At 71.4% G+C, this 19479-nt stretch carries 21 protein-coding genes and 1 pseudogene; 10 read left to right on the plus strand and 12 right to left on the minus strand.

Annotated features, from left to right (window positions below):
* Window positions 1-17: 17 nt before the first annotated feature.
* Window positions 18-596, minus strand: a pseudogene (locus GUI43_RS35110) (snapalysin family zinc-dependent metalloprotease); the annotation flags it as partial.
* Between the two features lie 136 nt (window positions 597-732).
* Between GUI43_RS35110 and GUI43_RS07490 the strand changes: the two are divergent.
* Entirely contained in the window at window positions 733-1296 is a 564-nt protein-coding gene (locus GUI43_RS07490) for an AMIN-like domain-containing (lipo)protein (protein WP_112698420.1), read from the plus strand.
* Window positions 1297-1356: 60 nt separating this feature from the next.
* Here the strand turns inward: GUI43_RS07490 and GUI43_RS07495 are convergent, their stop codons facing one another.
* The gene (locus tag GUI43_RS07495; RefSeq protein WP_211326658.1) at window positions 1357-2334 is read right to left on the minus strand and encodes a GlxA family transcriptional regulator; all 978 of its coding nucleotides are present in this window, start codon (window positions 2332-2334) and stop codon (window positions 1357-1359) included.
* A 146-nt stretch (window positions 2335-2480) separates the two neighbouring features.
* Here GUI43_RS07495 and GUI43_RS07500 point away from each other — a divergent pair, with 146 nt between their 5' ends.
* Window positions 2481-3119 (plus strand): HD domain-containing protein, encoded by a 639-nt coding sequence (locus GUI43_RS07500; RefSeq protein WP_112698421.1) that lies wholly within the window; start codon window positions 2481-2483, stop codon window positions 3117-3119.
* A 70-nt stretch (window positions 3120-3189) separates the two neighbouring features.
* Window positions 3190-4053 (plus strand): NADP-dependent oxidoreductase, encoded by an 864-nt coding sequence (locus GUI43_RS07505; protein ID WP_249037676.1) that lies wholly within the window; start codon window positions 3190-3192, stop codon window positions 4051-4053.
* A gap of 1 nt (window position 4054) precedes the next feature.
* Here the strand turns inward: GUI43_RS07505 and GUI43_RS07510 are convergent, their stop codons facing one another.
* The 7 genes from GUI43_RS07510 to GUI43_RS07530 all read right to left on the minus strand — a co-directional run bounded on the left by GUI43_RS07510 (window position 4055) and on the right by GUI43_RS07530 (window position 7873).
* Complete coding sequence (locus GUI43_RS07510; protein ID WP_112587768.1) at window positions 4055-4633, minus strand: dihydrofolate reductase family protein; 579 nt, start codon at window positions 4631-4633, stop codon at window positions 4055-4057.
* Window positions 4630-5829 carry an RNA polymerase sigma factor gene (locus GUI43_RS07515; protein WP_112698423.1) on the minus strand — a complete coding sequence of 400 codons (1200 nt, stop codon included), beginning with the start codon at window positions 5827-5829 and terminating at the stop codon, window positions 4630-4632. Before GUI43_RS07515 ends, GUI43_RS07510 begins: the two co-directional genes overlap by 4 nt.
* A 21-nt stretch (window positions 5830-5850) precedes the next feature.
* Window positions 5851-6204 carry a YciI family protein gene (locus GUI43_RS07520; RefSeq protein ID WP_112587772.1) on the minus strand — a complete coding sequence of 118 codons (354 nt, stop codon included), beginning with the start codon at window positions 6202-6204 and terminating at the stop codon, window positions 5851-5853.
* A 36-nt stretch (window positions 6205-6240) separates the two neighbouring features.
* The gene (locus GUI43_RS07525) at window positions 6241-6654 is read right to left on the minus strand and encodes a DUF6069 family protein (RefSeq protein ID WP_112587774.1); all 414 of its coding nucleotides are present in this window, start codon (window positions 6652-6654) and stop codon (window positions 6241-6243) included.
* Between the two features lie 255 nt (window positions 6655-6909).
* Complete coding sequence (locus tag GUI43_RS33445; RefSeq protein WP_112587776.1) at window positions 6910-7284, minus strand: hypothetical protein; 375 nt, start codon at window positions 7282-7284, stop codon at window positions 6910-6912.
* An 82-nt stretch (window positions 7285-7366) separates the two neighbouring features.
* The gene (locus tag GUI43_RS33775) at window positions 7367-7531 is read right to left on the minus strand and encodes a hypothetical protein (RefSeq protein ID WP_170158694.1); all 165 of its coding nucleotides are present in this window, start codon (window positions 7529-7531) and stop codon (window positions 7367-7369) included.
* A 27-nt stretch (window positions 7532-7558) separates the two neighbouring features.
* Window positions 7559-7873 carry an L-rhamnose mutarotase gene (locus tag GUI43_RS07530; protein WP_225855080.1) on the minus strand — a complete coding sequence of 105 codons (315 nt, stop codon included), beginning with the start codon at window positions 7871-7873 and terminating at the stop codon, window positions 7559-7561.
* A 165-nt stretch (window positions 7874-8038) separates the two neighbouring features.
* Between GUI43_RS07530 and GUI43_RS07535 the strand changes: the two genes are divergently transcribed.
* The 6 genes from GUI43_RS07535 (at window position 8039) to GUI43_RS07560 (ending at window position 14294) form a co-directional block, all read left to right on the plus strand.
* Window positions 8039-8719 (plus strand): response regulator, encoded by a 681-nt coding sequence (locus GUI43_RS07535; RefSeq protein ID WP_112698424.1) that lies wholly within the window; start codon window positions 8039-8041, stop codon window positions 8717-8719.
* A 12-nt stretch (window positions 8720-8731) separates the two neighbouring features.
* The gene (locus tag GUI43_RS07540) at window positions 8732-10201 is read left to right on the plus strand and encodes a sensor histidine kinase (protein WP_112698425.1); all 1470 of its coding nucleotides are present in this window, start codon (window positions 8732-8734) and stop codon (window positions 10199-10201) included.
* Window positions 10198-11097 (plus strand): Gmad2 immunoglobulin-like domain-containing protein, encoded by a 900-nt coding sequence (locus GUI43_RS07545; protein ID WP_112587784.1) that lies wholly within the window; start codon window positions 10198-10200, stop codon window positions 11095-11097. Before GUI43_RS07540 ends, GUI43_RS07545 begins: the two co-directional genes overlap by 4 nt.
* A 136-nt stretch (window positions 11098-11233) precedes the next feature.
* Complete coding sequence (locus tag GUI43_RS07550; RefSeq protein ID WP_112587786.1) at window positions 11234-11863, plus strand: TetR/AcrR family transcriptional regulator; 630 nt, start codon at window positions 11234-11236, stop codon at window positions 11861-11863.
* A gap of 34 nt (window positions 11864-11897) precedes the next feature.
* The gene (locus GUI43_RS07555) at window positions 11898-13391 is read left to right on the plus strand and encodes an MFS transporter (protein ID WP_112587788.1); all 1494 of its coding nucleotides are present in this window, start codon (window positions 11898-11900) and stop codon (window positions 13389-13391) included.
* A gap of 111 nt (window positions 13392-13502) precedes the next feature.
* A complete protein-coding gene (locus tag GUI43_RS07560) occupies window positions 13503-14294 on the plus strand; it encodes a maleylpyruvate isomerase family mycothiol-dependent enzyme (RefSeq protein ID WP_112676427.1) in 792 nt (263 codons plus the stop codon).
* Between the two features lie 42 nt (window positions 14295-14336).
* On the opposite strand, the gene GUI43_RS07565 is transcribed toward GUI43_RS07560, so the two are convergent.
* Window positions 14337-15536, minus strand: a complete 1200-nt coding sequence (locus GUI43_RS07565) for an RtcB family protein (RefSeq protein WP_112698426.1) — start codon at window positions 15534-15536, stop codon at window positions 14337-14339.
* 337 nt (window positions 15537-15873) lie between these two features.
* Window positions 15874-17871 (minus strand): elongation factor G, encoded by a 1998-nt coding sequence (locus GUI43_RS07570; protein ID WP_112698427.1) that lies wholly within the window; start codon window positions 17869-17871, stop codon window positions 15874-15876.
* Window positions 17872-18053: 182 nt separating this feature from the next.
* On the opposite strand from GUI43_RS07570, the gene GUI43_RS07575 reads away from it, so the two are divergent.
* A complete protein-coding gene (locus GUI43_RS07575) occupies window positions 18054-19013 on the plus strand; it encodes a helix-turn-helix transcriptional regulator (RefSeq protein ID WP_112698428.1) in 960 nt (319 codons plus the stop codon).
* Here GUI43_RS07575 and GUI43_RS07580 read toward each other — a convergent pair.
* Complete coding sequence (locus GUI43_RS07580) at window positions 19001-19462, minus strand: hypothetical protein (RefSeq protein WP_112587798.1); 462 nt, start codon at window positions 19460-19462, stop codon at window positions 19001-19003. The genes GUI43_RS07575 and GUI43_RS07580 overlap by 13 nt on opposite strands.
* Window positions 19463-19479: the final 17 nt, after the last annotated feature.

Consider the following 19479-nt stretch of genomic DNA (forward strand, 5'->3'; position numbering starts at 1 on the left):
GTGCCGGCGAACAGCGAGTTCACCCGGCTCGCCTCGGCGGCGCTGGGGTTCGCGTTGCGGCAGGAGACCGGTGCGCTGCTGCCGGACATCAGGTCGGAGCAGAGGCCGGTGCGCCGGTCCGGCAGGCCCAGGATGTGGCCGACTTCGTGGGTGGCGATGCGGGTGCGGTCGTAACCCTGGTTGACGGCCGTGCGGCCCATCCAGATCCGGCCCGAGCCGAGACCGGTCGGCTGCGCGCGGGGCCAGCCGTCGTCGACGTAGATGGTGATGCTGGCCGGGGTGCCGGCCAGGAGTCGGACGTTGCTGACCCGGCTGTTCCAGATCTGCGCCGCCTGGTCGAAGTTGGTGCGGAACTCGCCGGTCCGGCTCGCGTCGTAGTAGACGGTCCGGACGGCGGCGGCCGGCGTACCGGTGGCGAGCTGCATCCCGGCCGCCGCCAGGATCGCCGCCAGCATGGCCAGCGCCGCGCGTCTCAGTTGTCCTCGGAACATCGGGTACTCCCCTGCGGTCGTCCGGCGGCCGTCGGCCACCGGTTCATCGATGCACGTAGATATTAATGTGACGACGGTCGATGTTCGGCATAGCGGAAGCGTCATACCGGCGACGTGGACGCTGTTACCCAGCGGTTACGCCGCGGCGAAGCGCCCGTGCCGGGGCCGGACGACGGTGGCGGCAGAGGGTCACCGGCAGCGCCGCCGCGACGTAACCCCGGTACCGAACGGAGAAACCACAATGAGGATCAGGAGCGCACTGACCGCGTTGGCGGTCGTCCTCGCCGGGCTGGTCGCCAGCGCCGGCAGCAGCACCGCCGCGGGCACCACGACCGGAGCGGCGTACTGCGGGATCACCTGGGGCAGCGCGGAGAAGGCGGCCGGCGCGCTGAGCGGAGCGCCGCTGGTCGACGTACGGACCGGCCGGCACGACTGCTACGACCGGGTGGTGTTCGAGTTCAACGGCCCGGTCGACGGTTACGCGATCGGCTACGGCGAGACGTGGACCGAGGGCGAAGGGTTGGCGTTGTCGCCGTACACCGCCGGCGGGGCGCTGTTGCGGGTCTCGCTGCGGGCCCCGGCGTACGACGACGACCACCTGGGCACCGTGCCCTATGCGGTTGGCGAGCACGTGGGGAACCTGCTGCGCTACTCCACGCTGCGTGACGTGGTGTTTGGCGGCAGCTTCGAGGGCTACAGCACCTTCGCCGTCGGCGTACGGGCGCGGTTGCCGTTCCGGGTGCTCGTGCTCGCCGGTCCCGGCACCCACAGCCGGGTGGTGCTCGACGTCGCCCACCAGTGGTGACCGGAACCGGCCGATCCGCTTGGCCGTCCGCCGAGGTGAGGCGGACGGCCAGGCGAGGCACTAACCCGGCTGGGCGCGGCGCGCCGTAGCGAACCGGCGTTGGTAGGCGGCCGGGCTGATCGACAGCTTCCGGGCGAAGACCCGTCGCATGCTCTCGTAGCTGGGGAAACCGGCGAGGGTCGCGGCCTGGGTCGCGCTGTGGCCCTGATCGAGCAACGCCCTCGCCATGTCGAAGCGGATGTTCTCCACGTAGCGGGCCGGCGTGGTGGACAACTCGTCGTGGAAGAGTCGGGTGAGCTGCCGGGTGCTCACGTTGAGGTGTCTGGCGAGTTCGGTGAGCGAGTGCTCGCCACGCGGGTTCGCCGTCACCACGTCGGTGATCGTCCGCAGCGCCGCCGAGCGGGGCGGCGGTCCCTGCAGCGGCGCGGAGAACTGGGACTGGCCGCCCGCACGCTGCATGTACACCACCAGGGCGCGTGCGACGTCGCGCGCCAGGTCGGGCCCGTGGTCCTCCTCGACCATCGCGAGCGCGAGGTCGATGCCGGCCGTCACCCCTGCCGAGGTGTACGTGGTGCCGTCGCGAACGTAGATCGCGTCCGGCTCGACGCGGCACGCTGGATAGCGGGCGGCGAGCTCGTGCGTGACCTGCCAGTGCGTGGTCGCACGCTTCCCGTCGAGGACACCAGCGGCGGCGAGCACGAACGCCCCGGTGCAGATCGAGGCGACCCTCCCCGCCACCGCCGCCGGTAGGCGTACGGCGTCGGCGAGGTCGGCAGGCACCTGGGCGCGCGGAAAGTGGTCGGACCCGGCCACCAGGAGCGTGTCGAAGGCGGGCTCGGCAGCAACGGCACCGTCAACCGCCATCCGGACCCCGAGACTTGATGTGACATCCGCGCCGGTCGGCGACAACAGCACGATCCGGTAGTCGGCGCCGAAGCGGTTCGCCTCCTTGAACACCTCCGCCGGCCCGGCGACATCCAACAACGTCACCCCGTCGTAGACGAAGATCGCGACGCGATGCGGACCGGTGTTCAGCACCGCTCATTCGTAGCACGCCGTTACCGACCGTGAACCGTGTCCGGATATGAGGGATTCCTGGCCGGACGAGGGCGGCGGCGTACGACGATCGGTGGGCAGCATGGAGGACGTCAGCACGTCAGCAGACTGCCGAAAGGTCGGAGGACATGTCAGAGGTCATCGGGGGGTTGGAGATTCCTGAGACGGCGGCGGTAGCCGCAGCGACCAGGCACATCCAGGAGACCACCAGACCGGTCATTTACCACCACTCCCGGCGGGTTTTCCTCTTCGGTCTGATTCACGCTCGCAGGCTTGGCGTGACACCGGACCCGGAGCTGCTCTATCTCGCGGCCATGTTCCACGACACCGGCCTCCTGACCCCGTTCTCCGACGTCGAGCAGCGCTTCGAGATCGACGGCGCCGACCACGCGCGCGCGTTCCTTCTGGGCCGGGGTTTCTCGACCGCCGCCGCCGAGACCGTGTGGACGGCGATCGCGCTGCACACCTCGCCGGGTATTCCCGACCGGATGGGTCCGGAGATCGCCACCACGTACCTCGGCGTCCTGACCGACGTGCTCGGCCTCGGTCTGGACGGGCTGGAACACGATCAACTGGGCGACATTCTCGCCGCCCACCCACGCGGGGACTTCAAGAACGAGTTCCTGCGCGCCCACGTCGACGGGCTGAAGAACCGCCCGGAGACCACGAACGGCACCGTGAACTCCGACATCCTCGAACACTTCATTCCCGGCTTCCAGCGCGTGACGACTGTCGAACGCATCGTCGGTTCGCCCTGGCCGAGTTGATTGGACGCCCATGCGAGCGATCACCGTAAGCGACCGTGACGCGGGTGTCGGCGGGCTCACCCTGACCGACATGCCGTACCCCCATGCCGCGGAGAACGACGTCATCGTGCGCGTCCACGCCGCCGGTTTCACCCCGGGCGAACTCACCTGGCCGGCGACGTGGACCGATCGCGCCGGCCACGACCGGACACCCAGCATCCCCGGGCACGAGCTGTCCGGAGTCGTTGTCGAACTCGGTTACGGAACCACCGGGCTCACCGTGGGCCAGCGGGTGTTCGGGCTGACCGACTGGGCGCGCAACGGATCCCTGGCCGAGTACACGGCGGTGGAGGCTCGCAACCTCGCTCCGCTCGCGGCCGACATCGACCACGCCGTGGCTGCGGCGCTGCCCATCTCCGGACTGACCGCATGGCAGGCACTGTTCGACCACGCCCACCTCGCGCCGGGCCAGACCGTCCTGATTCACGGTGCCGCGGGCGGCGTCGGCTCGATCGCCGTTCAACTCGCCCGGGAGGTGGGCGCCCACGTGATCGGCACCGGCCGGGCCGACGACCGTGACCTCGCGCTCGCTCTCGGCGCGCAGACCTTCGTCGACCTGGACGCCGACGACCTGCACCAGGTCGGCGAGGTGGACGTGGTGCTCGACGTCATCGGCGGCGATATCCTCCAGCGGTCGACCGACCTGGTACGCCCGGGCGGCACCGTCGTCACCATCGCCGCGCCGCCCACCGTTCAGCCGAAGGACGGGCGAGCCGTCTTCTTCGTCGTCGAGCCTGATCGCGTCCGGCTGATCGACCTCGCCCAGCGTCTGCGCAGCGGACGGCTCAAACCCATCGTCGGCGGCGTCCGGCCGCTGCACGAAACGGCCTCGGCGTTCGCCCGTCACCAGCGCGCACCCGGCAAGACGATCATCCAGGTCGCTGACGAACAGTGACTCAGACGTGCAGGGTGGGTCGGTAGACGAGCTCCTGGGTACGACCGTCGAGGGTCCGGCTCTCGATCAACTCCAGGTCGAAGTCGGCCGCTCCCTGGAAGATCGGCTCGGTGCCGGTCTGTCCGGTGAGCACCGGGAAGAGCGTCACCTGGACGAGGTCGACCAGCCCGGCGGCCATCAGCGCCCGGTTCAACGACAGACTGCCGTGCGATCGCAGGGGCACGGCGGACTCCTCCTTGAGCCGGGCGACGACGGCGACCGCGTCACCGCGCACGACTGTCGCGTCCGGCCAGTCGAGGGGACCTTCCAGCGTGTTCGACACCACGGTCGCCGGGAGGTTCCTCATCTGGGTGACCCAGGCGTCGCGGACATCGGACTCCTCGGTGCTCGCGGCCAGCATCTGCGCGAACACCCGGTACGTGTTGGCCCCGAAGACCATGCGCTGCTCCGCGCTGTACACGGACAGGCGGTGTGCGAGCAGTTCGGGGCCCTGCTTACCCCAGTAGCCGCCCCAGTTGCCGCTGGTGGTTCCGAAGCCGTCGAGGCTGGAAAAGACGTCGATGGTGTAGGTAGCGGTCATGATGTTCTCCGTTCACGGGTGAGTTCGGTACGACGGGTCTGCAGGTAGGCGCGCTCGGTCTCGTTGGTGGCCAGTGCCGCGGCCTGGTCGTAGGCGGCCATGGCCTCGTCGTTGCGTCCGAGCCGCGCGAGCAGTTCGGCCCGGGTGGCGGGTAGCCGGTGATAGCTCGGGAGGTCGATGCCCTCCAGCGCGGCGAGGGCCACCGCCGGCCCGTGCACCTCGGCGGCGGCGACCGCACGGTTGAGCGCCACGACCGGGGTCGGCGCGAGAGCGAGGAGCTGGTCGTACAGCGCCAGGACCTGCGGCCAGTCGGTGGCGGCGCCGTCGGTGTGCACAGCGCTGATCGCGGCCTGGATCTGGTACGGGCCGGGCCGGTTGCGGCGCAGGCATCGGCGGACCAGGTCGTGGCCCTCGGCGATGAGCGGCCGGTTCCACAGTGATCGGTCCTGGTCGGCCAGCAGCACCAGGTCGCCGGTCGGGCCGAGCCGGGCCGGGCGGCGCGCCTCGGTCAGCAGCAGCAGGGCGAGCAGGCCCAGGACCTCGGGCTCGTCGGGCATCAACGCGGCGAGTTCGCGGGCCAGCCGGATCGCCTCGGCGCACAGGTCCGTTCTGATCAACGGGCCGGCGGTGGACGCGTAGCCCTCGTTGAACATCAGGTAGAGCACCGCGAGGACGGGCGGCAGCCGGTCCGGCAGCTCATGTTCGGCCGGCACCCGGTACGGGATGGCGGCGTCGCGGATCTTCTTCTTGGCGCGCACGATCCGCTGGGCGACTGTCGCCTCCTGGACCAGGTAGGCACGGGCGATCTCCGGTACGTCGAGGCCGCCCAGCAGGCGCAGGGTGAGAGCCGTCCGCGCCTCCGGCGCCAGTGCCGGGTGACAGCAGGTGAAGATGAGTCGCAGCTGGTCGTCGCGCACCGGTCCCACCTCAGAGGGCTCATCCTGGTGATACAGCAGCAGGGCCTGGGCGTGCCGGGCCTCGCGGGTCGACTCCCGGCGAAGGCGGTCGACGGCACGGTTGCGTGCGGTGGTCACGATCCAGGCCCCCGGGTTCGGCGGCAGGGTCTGCCACTTCTGCAGCGCCGTGGTGAAGGCGTCCTGGACGGCCTCCTCGGCGAGGTTGATGTCGCCGAGGAGGCGGGCCAGGGTGGCGACGCAGCGCCCGTACTCCGCGCGGTAGATGCTCGCCAGGTCCATGTCGGGGAGACCGGCTGTCGGTCAGGCCTGGGACAGGTCGTCGAAGGGGCGCACCTCGACCGGGCCGCAGGCCGCCGCGCACCTCTCGGCCCAGGCCAGCGCCGCGTCCAGGTCCGCGCACCTGATGACCCAGAACCCGGCTATGTGCTCCTTCGTCTCGGCGAACGGCCCGTCGCTCATGGCTGTGGTGCCGTTCTCGACCCGGACGACGGTGGCGCTGTCCGGCGAGGTGAGTCCCCCGCCGAAGACCCAGGCGCCCGCGGCCTGCATGTCGTCGTTGATCCGGCCGGTCTCCCTGAACATGGCCTGCGTCTCCTCGTCGGACGGCGTCGGTGCGCCCTCGACGAAGTGCACGGACAGCAGGTACTGCTTCATGATGGTCCTCCGGTAGCTCGGTGGGATAGGAACAGGTCAGGCGGCCAGGCGGCGCGCGACGGCGGGGATCACGATCGCGGCCGCGACGAGGTGGGTGAGCATCAGCAGCGCCTTGGTGGCCGCCCCGGCGTCGGCGATCACGTCCGGCACCAGGGACAGCACCGTCAGCACCACGGTCGTGCGGACGAACGTGAGCCGGGGGCGCCGGGCGAAACGTGCCAGCGACGCGGCGATGGCCACGCCGATCAGCGAGAAGACTGCGGTCAGCACGCCGAACCCGGTCACGGGGATCGGGGCGCCTCCCAGATCGAGGCTGATCCCGGCCAGGTGTCCGGCGGCGGCGACGGTCATGGTGGCGGCGCTCGCAGCGGCCGTGGCGACGACACCGGTCCGGATCACCGCACCGACGGTCGACGCGGTGGCGCGGGTCGTGTTCGCAGTGGCGGTCATCGTGCCCTCCAGTGAGTGTGCGGCCCGTTGCGATGCCGGGCTCTCACCAGGGCTACGAACTGAACCGCTCCCAATCGACAGCACGCCCAGAATTTTTGTCGACGAGTTCTGACTTCGGCGTGAGACGACGGAGTCTCGGGACATAGCGGACGAGCCCGACCACCGATTCTCGCAGCTCGACTGGTCGACATCCGACGGCACGCTGGCCGACGTGCGGTGCCGCCGCCACAACTCCGAGCGCGATCAGTAGCGAAGTTAGACGAACAGCGCCCAGAGAAGTGGAACGGCGACCACCGGCGCCGCGCACAATGCGCCGATGCGCACCCAGGGTGGCAGGCCAGTTCTGAGGGCCAGGACGATGGCCGCTGTGCCGTAGCCGCCGGCCAGCAACGCGGTCGGCAACAGTGCCAACGGCTCGGGTCCGCAATCGGAGGGATCCTGCACGAAAGGGGGCCGGCAAGGCTCAGACGGAGCCATGGTCATGACAAGTGCCAGGCCCGACAGGCACATGATCGGCAGTAGCGGGACCGCCAACAGCGCTAGTGCGACAGCTACCCCGGCACTGGTGCGCTGTGGCGTCGTCCCGCGCTCGCGCTTGTCGGCGCCGCCCCCGCTCCCACCGTCGGTCACCGTCGCTCCCGCAATGCCTCGGTGATCCGTTGTCACACCGGACCACTCGGATGCAATCTCGACACCCGCATAGTAGTGCGGTCTACACACCACGGACGGTGAGCAACGCCAGCAGGAGTCGACTGCGCGGCGGGGCGGGAGCGGACGACCCGTCAGTGGCACGGTAGCTGAGGATGAGTGCCCCCGCCTCGCCGATCATGGAGTTGTGGTGGGCGACAAAGTGAGCACCAGTCACCACTTTGGGCACCACACCTCCATGATCGACGCCGTCAACCTAAGCCTCGTCGGCCAGGTGCCAGACCTCCCGCATCGGGGCCCACCAGTCCCCCGATCCGGGCTCGGCGATCGACTCCTGACACGGGTCGGTCAGCTTCCACCACTCCTGCGTCTGCGGGTCCGCCGCGATCAGCCGCAGGTCGGCCTCGTAGTCGTCGCCCACGTACTCGTAGTAGCCGAAGAGCAGATCGTCGTGGAGGAAGATGGTGTAGTTGCGGAAGTTCGCCTCGCGCAGCGTCTTCTCCACGCTCGGCCAGACGGCGGCGTGCAACCGCAGGTAGGTTTCCCGCTGCTCGGGGCGGAGTCGGATCACGCAGCCATGACGTTTCACGTCGTGCCCTTTCGTGTGAGCTGGTTCAGGGGTGCCGAAGGCACCTGACCGTAGCGGTCGGACCGTGCCCGGAGGGGGCCAGCCGGCCCCCGATGTCGACCGTTCTGCCAGGACTACGCACTGTGGCGCCGGGTCTACCCTCGGGTGATGGAGGGCCGCGTGCTGGTGGTCGAGGACGACTTCTCGATCCGGGAGGTCACCGCCCTCGGTCTGCGCCGCGCCGGTTTCCGTGTCGACACCGCAGTCGACGGGCGGCAGGCCCTGGCCGCGTTCCGCGCCCACCCGGTCGACCTCATCGTGCTCGACATCATGCTGCCGGGTCTGGACGGTCTGGAGGTCTGCCGGGAGATCCGGCGGACCAGCCAGGTACCGATCCTGATGCTGACCGCGCGCACCGACACCATCGATGTGGTGGTCGGGCTGGAGTGCGGCGCGGACGACTATCTGCGCAAGCCCTTCGACCTGCCTGAGCTGGTGGCCCGGGTTCGCTCGGTGCTGCGCCGGGTGAGCGTGCCAACCCCCTCGGCCGTCATCGAGGTCGGCGGCCTGGAGATCGACCCGGGCGGCTTCGTGGTCCGCCGGCACGGCCGAGAGGTGGCGCTCACCGCCACCGAGTTCCGCCTGTTACTGGAGCTGGCCCGCCGGCCCGGTCAGGTCTTCACCCGGGGGCTGCTGCTGGACCTGGTCTGGAACCACGACTTCCTCGGCGACTCCCGACTGGTCGACGTGGCGGTGCAGCGGTTACGCGCGAAGGTCGAGGACGACCCGGCGCAGCCACGGCTGATCCGGACCGTACGCGGCGCGGGCTACAAACTGTCGACGGGCTGACGGAGGGCGGCGATGGCCGGACGCGCGGTGTTCCCCGGACGCCTGCGGCGCCGGCTGACGATCGCGTTCGTCCTGGTCGCCGGCGTCTCGGCCGGGCTACTCGCCGGCGGGACCGGGCTGCTGCTGCGGCAGTCCTGGTTGGACGCGTCGCTGCACGAGGCCGCCGCCGACGCCCGCTACCAACTCGTTCTCGCTGGGCAGTTCCTGCCACTGACCGAGCAGCGCAGCACCGAACTGCTCACCAGCTTCGAGGCCAGCGGTCGGCACGTGCTGCTCGTCGACGGCCCGACTCACGCCTCGCACCCCGCGTACGCCCCGGTGCTGGGGACCCGGTTGCGGGCCGTCGTCGCGGACGGGCGGCTCGGCTATCAGCGCTCCGCGCCGGAGGAGCGTCCTCGGCTGCTGGTGATCGGTGGGCGGATTCCCGGCTCGACCGCCGAGCTGTACGTCCTCACCGTGGAGGACGACGTCGCCACCGACCTGGGTCAGCTACGCACAGCGCTGGTGGCCGGCTGGGTGCTCGTGGTGTTGCTCGCCGCCGCAGTGGGTCACGCGTTGGCCCGCCGCACGTTGGAGCCGGTGGGCCGGGCCAGCCGGGCCGCCCGGGCACTGACCGAGGGCCTGCTCGCCACCCGCCTGCCGGTACGCGGGCGCGACGAGTTCAGCGTCTGGGCGGCGACCTTCAACGAGATGGCCGAGGCCCTGGAGTCGAAGATCGCGGCGCTGTCGGCCGCGCAGGCCCGCGAGCGGCGGTTCACCGCCGACGTCGCGCACGAGCTGCGTACCCCGGTGACCGCGTTGGTGGCCGCGGCGTCGCTGCTGCGCGAGCACCTCGACCAGCTGCCCGACGACGCCCGGCCGGCGGCCCGGCTGCTGGTCGGCGACGTGGTCCGGCTGCGCCGGTTGGTCGAGGATCTGATGGAGATCTCCCGGCTGGACGCCGGGCGGGAGCAGTTGGCCGTCGGGCCGGTCGACGCGTTGGCGCTGTTGCACGGCATCGTCGCGGCGCGCGGCTGGTCGCCGCGGGTGCGGATCAGCGGCGAGCCGGTCGTGGCGCGCACCGACAGGCGTCGGCTGGAGCGCGTGCTGGCCAACCTGGTCGCGAACGCGGTCGAGCACGGGGGTGGCGATATCACGGCCAGCGTGGCGGGCGCGGGCCCGCTGGTCGTCTTCGAGGTCACCGACGAGGGGCCGGGCATCCCGGCCGAGCACCTGCCCCGCGTGTTCGACCGGTTCCACCAGGTCGATCCGTCCCGCTCCGGGCCGGGCAGTGGGCTCGGGCTGGCCATCGCCCGGGAGCACGCCGAGCTGCTCGGCGGCGCGCTGAGCGTGCGCAGCGAACCGGGCGAGGGCACGCGGTTCCGGCTGGAGCTGCCCGCTGACGGTCCCGCCGGCCCGCACGGTGACGTGCCGCACCCGGACGACCGCGCCCACCCGGGTCCGGTTGGGCGTACCGCCGGCACGCCGGGCGGTGTGGGATGACCGGCCGCGGCACTGTCGGGTTGGGCGCATCGGCGCTGGTCGCGGCGCTCCTGCTCGGCGGCTGCGGCACTCCCCGCTCCGGTGACCTGGGCCCGGCGCCCACCGCGCCGCCGCCGAGCGTCGCACCCACCGACCGCCCGGAACCCACCCCGACCCGGGCCGCGGCACCGACGCCACCACCCACGAATCGGCCGCCGGCTCCGTCGACACCGGCGTCCACCGGTACGCGCCGGGCGGGGCCGGTGACCATCGAGCTGTGGTACGTCCGCGCCGGAATGCTCGTGCCGACCCGGCGCACCCGGCCGGCCACGCTCGCGACTTCCCGGCTGGCGCTGACCGAACTGGCCACCGGGCCGAGCCCGGCCGAGGCCGCCACCGGGATGACCACCCTGCTTCCGGCCGGCGTCGAGGTCACCCGCATCGCCGACGGCGTGGCGACGCTGCGGGTGCCGTCCGTCGGCGACCCGGCCACCCGGCGGCTGCGCGAGGCGCAGGTGGTGTGGACGCTCACCCAGTTTCCCAGCGTGCGTCAGGTCCGCCTCGACGGCGCGGCCCCGGTCGACCGGGCGGACTACGCGGACCTGCTGCCACCGATCGTGGTCACCGGCCCGATCCCCGGCGAGCGCGTCTCCGCCCCGCTCGTCGTCACCGGCACCGCCACCGTGTTCGAGGCCACGGTGAGTGTCCGGGTCCTGGACGCCGCCGGCCGGGAGGTGGCCACCGGTTTCGGCACCGCCAGTTGCGGCAGCGGCTGCCGGGGCGGCTACCGGGTCGTGGTCGGCTGGCGCCCGGTCCGCGAGCAGAAGGGCACGGTCGAGGTGTACGAGGTGTCCGCCGAGAACGGCGCGCGGATCAACACGATGGCCGTGCCGGTGGTCCTCGCCCCCGGCGGCTGACCACCCGTTCACCCGCCGGACTCCCGCTCGAAACGCAATCGTTTCGTCGGCTGGGTGCGAGGCAACTCACGAAAGCCTGCACGATCAGCCAACCGCGAACTAGGGTCAGTACGACATCGTTTCGCGGGGGGTCGGGATGCTGGGTGGTCAGCAGGTGGGCGCGGGTGCCGGGGTGCCGGCAGCCCGGGCTCCGCGCTGCACCGACAGCGACCTGTTCACCGTCGTCATCGACACCCTGCGCGAGGTCGGCTTCGACCGGATGACGATCGACGCCGTCGCCGCTCGCGCCCACGTCAGCAAGGCCACCATCTACCGACGTTGGGACGGCAAGGCCGAGCTGGTCGTCGCCGCCCTGCGCGACCGGCAGGTGGGTGTGCACAACCCGCCGGACACCGGCTCCCTCCGCGGCGACCTGATCGAGTTGCTGCGGGCCACGGCCGCGATCTGCACGGCCGACTGCGACCTCATGCAGGCGTTGACCTTCGCCATGCGGACCAACCCCGAGCTGGAACGGCTGGTGCGTCACCAGGTGCTGCCGGCCGGGCGGGTGGCCAGCACCGCCATCCTGGTCCGGGCCGCCGCCCGCGGGGAGATCCCGCCGGAGGCCGGCGAGCGGGAGCTGTTCCATGATCTGGCGCCCGCGCTCACCATGTCCCGCATCGTCGCGCACGGCCTACCCGCCGATGACGCGTTCCTCACCCAGGTCGTCGACCAGGTGCTGATCCCGGTACTCCGCTATCAGCACGACCGTCCGTCGCCGGCCTGATTCACCGAATATTCGCAACACGGAAGGCTTCACCATGCCCGGAACCACCTCGACCGCGCCCGGCGCGCCCAACGCCGGGGCGTCGACAGGCGCACCGCACCCGCGGCGCTGGATCGCGCTGGCGGTCATCGCGATCTCACAGCTGATGGTCGTCCTGGACGCCACGATCGTGAACATCGCGCTGCCGCAGGCCCAGGCCGACCTGGGGATCACCGACGCGAACCGGCAGTGGGTGATCACCGCCTACACGCTGGCCTTCGGTGGTCTGCTGCTGCTCGGCGGTCGCATCGCCGACTACTGGGGGCGCAAGCGCACCTTCCTGGTCGGCATGACCGGTTTCGCGCTCGCCTCCGCCCTGGGCGGTCTGGCCACCACCGGTGAGATGCTCTTCGCCGCCCGCGCGTTGCAGGGCGCCTTCGGCGCGCTGCTCGCCCCGGCCGCGCTGGCGCTGCTCACCGTCCTGTTCACCGAGGCCACCGAGCGGGCCAAGGCCTTCGCGGTGTACGGCGCGATCGCCGGCGGTGGGTCGGCGGTCGGCCTGCTGCTCGGCGGGGTGCTCACCGAGTACGCCGACTGGCGCTGGTGCCTGCTGGTCAACATCCCAGTCGCCGCCATCGCCATCGCCTTCGCGCTGCCGCTGGTGCCGGAGAGCCGGGCCCACGGCAACACCCGCTACGACGTGCCCGGTGCGATCGTGGTGACCGCCGGCCTGGTCTCCCTGGTCTACGGCTTCACCAAGGCGGCCGAGGACGGCTGGGACGCCACCGCGACGCTCGGTTTCATCGCCGCGGGCGTGGTGCTGCTCGCCGTCTTCGTGGTGATCGAGCTGCGCTCCAGCCACCCGCTGCTGCCACTGCGGATCCTGCTGGACCGCAACCGGGGCGGGGCGTTCCTCACCTCGACGCTGATCGGCGCCGGCCTGTTCGGGGCGTTCCTCTTCCTGACCTTCTACTTCCAGGTGGTGTTGCAGTACAAGCCCCTCGAAGCCGGTCTCGCGTCCCTGCCGGTCACCGCCGGTGTGCTGATCGCCGCGGGTGGCGCCAGCCAGCTGATGCCTCGGCTGGGTGCCAAGCCGCTGATGGTCGCCGGTTCGGCGCTCGCCGCCCTGGGCATGCTGGTGCTCACCCAGATCGACGTGGACACCTCGTTCCTCACCCACCTGCTGCCCGCGCAGGTCGTCCTGGGCCTCGGGCTGGGCTTCACCTTCGTCCCGCTGTCCAGCCTCGCCCTGGTCGGGGTGCCGGAGCACGACGCCGGCGCGGCCAGCGCGACGCTCAACGCCACCCAGCAGATCGGTGGCTCGCTCGGCACCGCGCTGCTGAACACCTTCTACACCAGCGCGGTCGCCGCCTATCTGGTCGGACGGGCGCCGAACCCGGTCAACCAGGTCGAGGCGCTGGTGCACGGCTACCGGGTGGCCTTCGCCTGGGGCGCGGCGCTGATCGTGCTCGCCGGACTGGCCACCCTGGTCCTGGTGAAGGTCCGCAAGGAGGACATCCCGACCGGCAACACCGTGCACATGGGTTGAGCCTGACCACCGTGGCCGCCGTCCGGAGCGCCCCTACCCCGGGGCGGGCCGGCCGGCGGCCACGTCCGGTAGCGTCCCGATCATCGTCGAAAATCTCGTTTGAGGAGATCCATGTCGACCCCTGCTGACCAGATCATCACAGCTCTGCGCGCGGGCCACGAGGAGCTCGCCGCGCTCGTACGGGACCTCAAGGAGGACGACCTGCTCCGGCCGTCGGGGGCCAGCGAGTGGCAGGTCTCCCAGGTGCTGAGCCACCTGGGCAGCGGCGCCGAGATCAACCTGGCGACGCTGGACGCCGCCCGTTCCGGCGCACCCGGCCCGGACGGGGACTTCAACCGGGGCGTGTGGGCACGCTGGGACGCGATGTCCCCGGCCGAGCACGCCGCCGGGTTCCTCGCCACCAACGAACGGCTGGTCGAGGCGTACGAGGCGCTGGACGCCGAGACCCGGGCCTCGATGCGGATCGACCTCGGCTTCCTGCCGGAGCCCGTCGACGTGGCCACCGCGGCCCGGTTCCGGCTCAGCGAGTTCGCCCTGCACCAGTGGGACGCCGAGGTGGCGTTCAACAGTTTCGCGGCGGTGACGCCGGGTGCGGTGGCGCTGCTGCTCGACCAGATCGGCGGCATGCTGGCCTGGACCAGCCGACCCCAGGAGCTGGCCGGCCGGGAGGCCACAGTGCTGGTCCGGCTGCACGCGCCCGAGCGGACGTTCGGGCTGCGGCTGGGCGAGAAGGTCGAGATCGTCGACGCGCCGGAGCGCCCCGACGGGGAACTGGTGGCCCCGGCCGAGGCGTGGCTGCGGCTGGCCACCGGACGGCTGGGCCCCCAGCACACCCCCGACGGGGTGCAGGTGACCGGCTCGGTGACCCTCGACGACCTGCGCCGAGTCTTCGTCGGCTTCTGACCAGCGGCCGTGCGGGCCGGTCTCCCCGGCCCGCACGGCGCGTCAGCCCTTCACGCAGACCACCTGCTTGAGGTGCGCGACCACCTCGACCAGGTCCTCCTGCTGGGCCATCACCTCGGTGATGTCCTTATATGCTCCGGGGATCTCGTCGACCACCCCGGCGTCCTTGCGGCACTCCACCCCGGCGGTCTGCGCGGCCAGGTCCTCCGTGCTGAACGTCCGCTTGGCCTGCCCCCGGGACATCCGACGCCCCGCCCCGTGCGACGCCGAGCAGTACGCGTCAGTGTTTCCCCGCCCCCGCACGATGTACGACCCGGTGCCCATCGACCCGGGGATGATGCCCAGGTCACCCCGGCCGGCCCGGATGGCGCCCTTGCGGGTCACCAGCACGTCCACCCCGTCGTAGCTCTCCTCGGAGACGTAGTTGTGGTGGCAGCTGATCGGCTCGTCGTAGCCGACCTGCGGGAAGTGCTCGCGCACCACACCGCAGAGCAGGGCCAGCATGACCGCCCGGTTGCGCCGCGCGTACTCCTGCGCCCACCAGAGATCCCGCCGGTACGCGTCCATCTCCGGCGTCCCGGCGAGGAACACGGCCAGGTCCCGGTCCGGAAGGTCAGCGTTGTGCGGCAGCCCCCGGGCCACCCCGATGTGCCGCTCGGCCAGCTCCTTGCCGATGTTGCGGGACCCGGAGTGCAGCATCAGCCAGACCCGCCCCTCGTCGGCGCCGCCCTGCTCCAGGCAGACCTCGATGAAGTGGTTGCCCCCGCCGAGGGTGCCGATCTGCCGCTGCGCCCGCGTCTCCAGCTGCACCACCCGCCGGTCCAGGCTGGCGAACCGGCCCCAGAAGTCGTCCCAGCCGGCCTGCTCCAGGCCCCGGATCCGACGCGTGTCGACCGAGTCCTTGCGCTGGGCAAAGCCGACCGGGATGGTGGCCTCGATCGCGGAGCGCAGCCCGGCCAGGTCGTCCGGCAGGTCGGCGGCGGTCAGCGAGGTACGGACCGCCGACATCCCGCAGCCGATGTCGACGCCGACCGCGGCCGGCGAGACGGCCTGCCGCATCGCGATCACCGAGCCGACCGTGGCGCCCTTGCCGAAGTGCACGTCGGGCATCACGGCGACACCCTGCACCCAGGGCAGCGCACCGATGTTGCGCAGCTGCTTGGCGGCCTGCGGCTCGATGGCGTACGGGTCGGTCCAGACCCGGACCGGTGCCCGGGTACCGGCGAGAGGGGTGAATCCCATGGTGGACTCCTTCAGTCGTGCCGTGACCGGTAATGATCAGATTTTGGTCGCCAGCGGCGGTGCGCGGATACGAAAGGGCCGCCCGATCCCGGTGGGATGGGCGGCCGGCGGACGCGTCAGCGTCGGCGTCAGTCGCGCCACCCCGGCTCGTTGCGCCGCGATGGGCAGTAGGCACGGGTATTGGCGGTGAGCTGCAAAGGGGTGTTGGCAGGGAGCAGGCACCAGCGGGCGTCGGTGCGGACGCGTCGCGACATGGCGTACTCCCTCCGGGTTGCTCGGTTGGCGGTGCACCGACGACAGTAGGAGGGCTGCGGCGCGTCCGCAATGGATATCGCCGCTACCGGCCGCCGACCCGGCGCGCGACCGCCAGCAGATACTCCCTGCGATCCAGCGGATTGTTGTCCCAGCGGGTCCGCACGGGGGCGGGGCCACGCACCGGCCGGTAGCAGTCGAACTCGGTCTCCAGCACACCCTCCCCCCGGGTCAGCGCAGGCAGGCGACGCTCCAGCGCGTGCACCAGACCGGCCGGGATCTCACCCTGCACCAGGTAGGACGCGCCCTGCCCGGTGGTGTCGGTCGGCACCGCGTCCAGCCGGGTGAGCGCGGGCAGCAGCGTGCCGAGGACGTCACCCGGCACCTCCAGCCGGAAGCGGTGTACCGGCTCGTGGACCCGGGTGCCGGCACGGGCGAGTGCGGCCATCAGCACCAACGGGGTGAGATTGCGGAAGTCCCCCGCCGTGCTGGACATGCTTTTGTCGAAGGTGCCGTGGGAATGGCTCTGCCGCGCCCAGTAACCGGCGTGGGTCATCGTCACCTCGCAGTCGGGGACCTGCCACCCGTGAAGGCCCTGGCGCAGGGTTCGGCGCACGGTCTCCTCCACGGCGGTGAAGAAGGCCGGTGGCATCGAACCCAGCTCGACGCCGAGCCGAAAGGTCACGCCGGCACCGGTCGGCGCCGGCGCGATCCGCAGCCCGACGGTGGCCAGGAACGGGTTGGGCGCCACCGCGATCACCTCGACCGCCTCACCGACGCCGCACACCCGCTCCACGTGCACCGTGCTGGTCTCCCGGAACGTCACCCCCACGCCGAAGTCGTCGGCAAGGGTGGCCTGGATGACCTCCTTCTGCACCTCGCCGTAGAGCGACACGGTGATCTCGTGCTGCCGGTCGTCCTGCCGCAGGTTGATGAGCGGGTCCTGCTCAGCGAGCTGGATCAGCGCGGCGTGCAGCGCGACCCGGTCGGCGGGGCGCGTCGGCACCACCACGGTCTCCAGGGTGGGTGGCGCGAAGTGGCGGTCAGTGCCGGCACGTTCGGGTGGTACGCCCATCGGGTCGCCGATCCGAGCGTGCTTGAGGCCCCACAACCGGGCGATGTGGCCGGCTTCGACCGCCGACGCCACCACGTCGGCCCCATGGGCGACGACTCGCACGGCAGTGACCAGCTCCGCGTCGACCGCGCCGACCCGGACCCGGTCGCGAATCCGGATCGTGCCGGCGAAGAGCCGGACCAGGGCGATCTTCTCTCCGGCTGGACCCCGTTCGATGGCGAACACGGTGCCGGAGACCGGGGCGTCGGCGTCACCCTGGACGGTGGGCAGCAGCTCGGTGATCCCGGCGATCAGCGCGTCCACCCCGGCACCTGTGATCGCCGAGCCGGCGTAGACGGGCTGCACCAGCGCGCGGCCGGTCCGCGTCGCCAACGCAGCGCGTAGCCGTGAGTACGGCAGCGAGGACGTGTCCGCCACCCAGTCGGCGAGCAGCACGTCGTCCTGGCCGGTGAGCAGGTCGAGCAGCCGGTCGGTGAAGGCGAGGTCGGTGGGGCCGTACGTCGTGCAGTGGGCGCCACGGGTCCCCGGCATCGCCACCGCGCCCATCGCCACGACGGTCGGCGTGAGCTTCTCCGCGACCGCCTGGAAGACCCTCTCGGGGTCCGCTCCGGCCCGGTCGACCTTGTTGATGAAGATCAGCGTCGGGATGCGCAGCCGGCGCAGAGTCCGCATCAGCACCCGGGTCTGCGGCTGCACCCCCTCCACCGCGGAGACCACCAGCACCGCGCCGTCGAGCACACCGAGCACCCGCTCGACCTCGGCGATGAAGTCCGGGTGACCGGGCGTGTCGATCAGGTTGACGGTCACGTCGTCCAGCACGAAGGAGACGACAGCCGAGCGGATGGTGATCCCGCGTTGCCGTTCCAGTGCCAGGGTGTCGGTCTGGGTGCTGCCCGCGTCGACCCGGCCGAGCTGGTCGGTCACACCGACGTCGTGCAACAGCCGCTCGGTCAGGCTGGTCTTACCGGCATCGACGTGAGCCAGGATGCCGAGGTTCAGGGTTTTCACGCAGCGTCAGGTCCTTCAGGTAGGCGACAGATCCCTTCTGGTCGGACATCGACGCAGCACGCATTGTTACTCCCTGGAGGTTGGTGGCGGTTTCGGGTAGTTCAGCAGGCCGTCGTCGGGTCGGGCAACCGAATAACCGGCGCTCCCAGACCCCATCGGTGGTCGCTGGCAGACTTACCGGGATGGTGGAGACCTCGGTGCGGCTGCTGCGGTTGCTGACTCTCCTGCAGGTGCGCCGGGAGTGGTCCGGAGCGGAGCTGGCCGAGCGGCTCGCGGTCACCACCCGCACGGTACGCACGGATGTGGAGCGGCTGCGGGTGCTGGGCTACCAGATCGAGTCACACCCGGGGGTCGCCGGCGGCTACCGGCTCGGTGCCGGGTCGGCGCTGCCACCGCTGCTGCTCGACGACGACGAGGCCGTGGCGGTGGCCGTCGGGCTGCGGGCCGCGGCGGGCGGCTCGGTGACCGGCATCGAGGAGACCTCGCTGCGGGCGTTGGCCAAGCTGGAGCAGTCGCTGCCGTCACGGCTGCGGCACCGGGTGGACGCCCTGCGCTCGGCGACGGTCTCCGCCGCCGGCGGTGGCCCGACAGTGGACGCCGACACGCTCACCGCCGTCTCCACGGCCGCGCACCGCCGGGAGCGGCTGCGGTTCGACTACGCCGGCCATGACGGCACGGTCAGCGTGCGCGACGTCGAGCCGTACCGTCTGGTCTACACCGGGCGGCGGTGGTACCTGCTGGGGTGGGACACCGACCGGGCCGACTGGCGGACGTTCCGCGCCGACCGGATCCAACCCCGGGTGCCGACCGGCCCACGCTTCGCCCCGCGGGAGCCGCCAGGTGGCGACGGGGTCGCGCACGTGCTGCGCGGCGTCGGCTCCGCGGCCTGGCCACACCCCGCCCGGGTACGCCTGCACGCGTCGGCCGAGACCATGGCGCAGCGGATCCCCACCACGGCGGGCCTGCTGGAGGCGATCGACGAGCGGGCCTGCCTCCTGCACACGGGCGGCGAGTCGCTGGGCAATCTCGCCGCCTTCCTCGGCACCCTGGCTGTCGATTTCGACGTGCTCGACCCACCGGAGCTGCGCGCCGTCATCCGGGACGTCGCCGCCCGGTTCGCTCGCGCCGCTCAGGTGTCGTAGAGGCCGTCCCAGGGCGGATCGAAGCCCAGTTCGTCCGGAACGAACTCGGCGTGGTCCTCGCCGTCGTAGTCCGCTGAACCGTCTACCAGCCCGAAGACGTGCCCGTCGACCTCGACGTGGAACAGCCCGATCGAGATGTCGCCGAAGACCCGGCCGGGCAGCGCGTCGAGCCATTCGACGAGGCGAGCCTCGGCCCGATCGACCGAGGCTTCCTCGTCTTCGCTGGTGCCGGCGAACCAGATGTCCGAGTCGGTGTGCACGCCGTCGGCGTCGAACCGGTGCAGCACCGCGTACCAGCGCTTGTGGCGATACCAGTCGTCTTCGGCTCCGGCACCATCCTCCAGCGTGGCGGTGACGGAGCCGAAGAACTGACCCTTGTCGTACCGGCCGATGTTGCGAGTGTGGTAGTCGGGCTCGTACGCGATCGGCACGCGGTCGGGAATCGCCATGGCGGGAGGCTACCGGG

This window comes from Micromonospora noduli (genome assembly GCF_003264365.1).
Lineage (GTDB): Bacteria > Actinomycetota > Actinomycetes > Mycobacteriales > Micromonosporaceae > Micromonospora > Micromonospora noduli.

Bases quoted from the DNA above. Each gene is read 5' to 3' on its own strand.
- GUI43_RS07490 (WP_112698420.1), top strand. From the start codon at position 733: ATGAGGATCAGGAGCGCACTGACCGCGTTGGCGGTCGTCCTCGCCGGG.
- GUI43_RS07500 (WP_112698421.1), top strand. From the start codon at position 2,481: ATGTCAGAGGTCATCGGGGGGTTGGAGATTCCTGAGACGGCGGCGGTA.
- GUI43_RS07505 (WP_249037676.1), top strand. From the start codon at position 3,190: ATGCCGTACCCCCATGCCGCGGAGAACGACGTCATCGTGCGCGTCCAC.
- GUI43_RS07510 (WP_112587768.1), bottom strand. From the start codon at position 4,633: ATGACCGCTACCTACACCATCGACGTCTTTTCCAGCCTCGACGGCTTC.
- GUI43_RS07515 (WP_112698423.1), bottom strand. From the start codon at position 5,829: ATGGACCTGGCGAGCATCTACCGCGCGGAGTACGGGCGCTGCGTCGCC.
- GUI43_RS07520 (WP_112587772.1), bottom strand. From the start codon at position 6,204: ATGAAGCAGTACCTGCTGTCCGTGCACTTCGTCGAGGGCGCACCGACG.
- GUI43_RS07525 (WP_112587774.1), bottom strand. From the start codon at position 6,654: ATGACCGCCACTGCGAACACGACCCGCGCCACCGCGTCGACCGTCGGT.
- GUI43_RS07535 (WP_112698424.1), top strand. From the start codon at position 8,039: ATGGAGGGCCGCGTGCTGGTGGTCGAGGACGACTTCTCGATCCGGGAG.
- GUI43_RS07540 (WP_112698425.1), top strand. From the start codon at position 8,732: ATGGCCGGACGCGCGGTGTTCCCCGGACGCCTGCGGCGCCGGCTGACG.
- GUI43_RS07545 (WP_112587784.1), top strand. From the start codon at position 10,198: ATGACCGGCCGCGGCACTGTCGGGTTGGGCGCATCGGCGCTGGTCGCG.
- GUI43_RS07550 (WP_112587786.1), top strand. From the start codon at position 11,234: ATGCTGGGTGGTCAGCAGGTGGGCGCGGGTGCCGGGGTGCCGGCAGCC.
- GUI43_RS07555 (WP_112587788.1), top strand. From the start codon at position 11,898: ATGCCCGGAACCACCTCGACCGCGCCCGGCGCGCCCAACGCCGGGGCG.
- GUI43_RS07560 (WP_112676427.1), top strand. From the start codon at position 13,503: ATGTCGACCCCTGCTGACCAGATCATCACAGCTCTGCGCGCGGGCCAC.
- GUI43_RS07565 (WP_112698426.1), bottom strand. From the start codon at position 15,536: ATGGGATTCACCCCTCTCGCCGGTACCCGGGCACCGGTCCGGGTCTGG.
- GUI43_RS07575 (WP_112698428.1), top strand. From the start codon at position 18,054: ATGGTGGAGACCTCGGTGCGGCTGCTGCGGTTGCTGACTCTCCTGCAG.
- GUI43_RS07580 (WP_112587798.1), bottom strand. From the start codon at position 19,462: ATGGCGATTCCCGACCGCGTGCCGATCGCGTACGAGCCCGACTACCAC.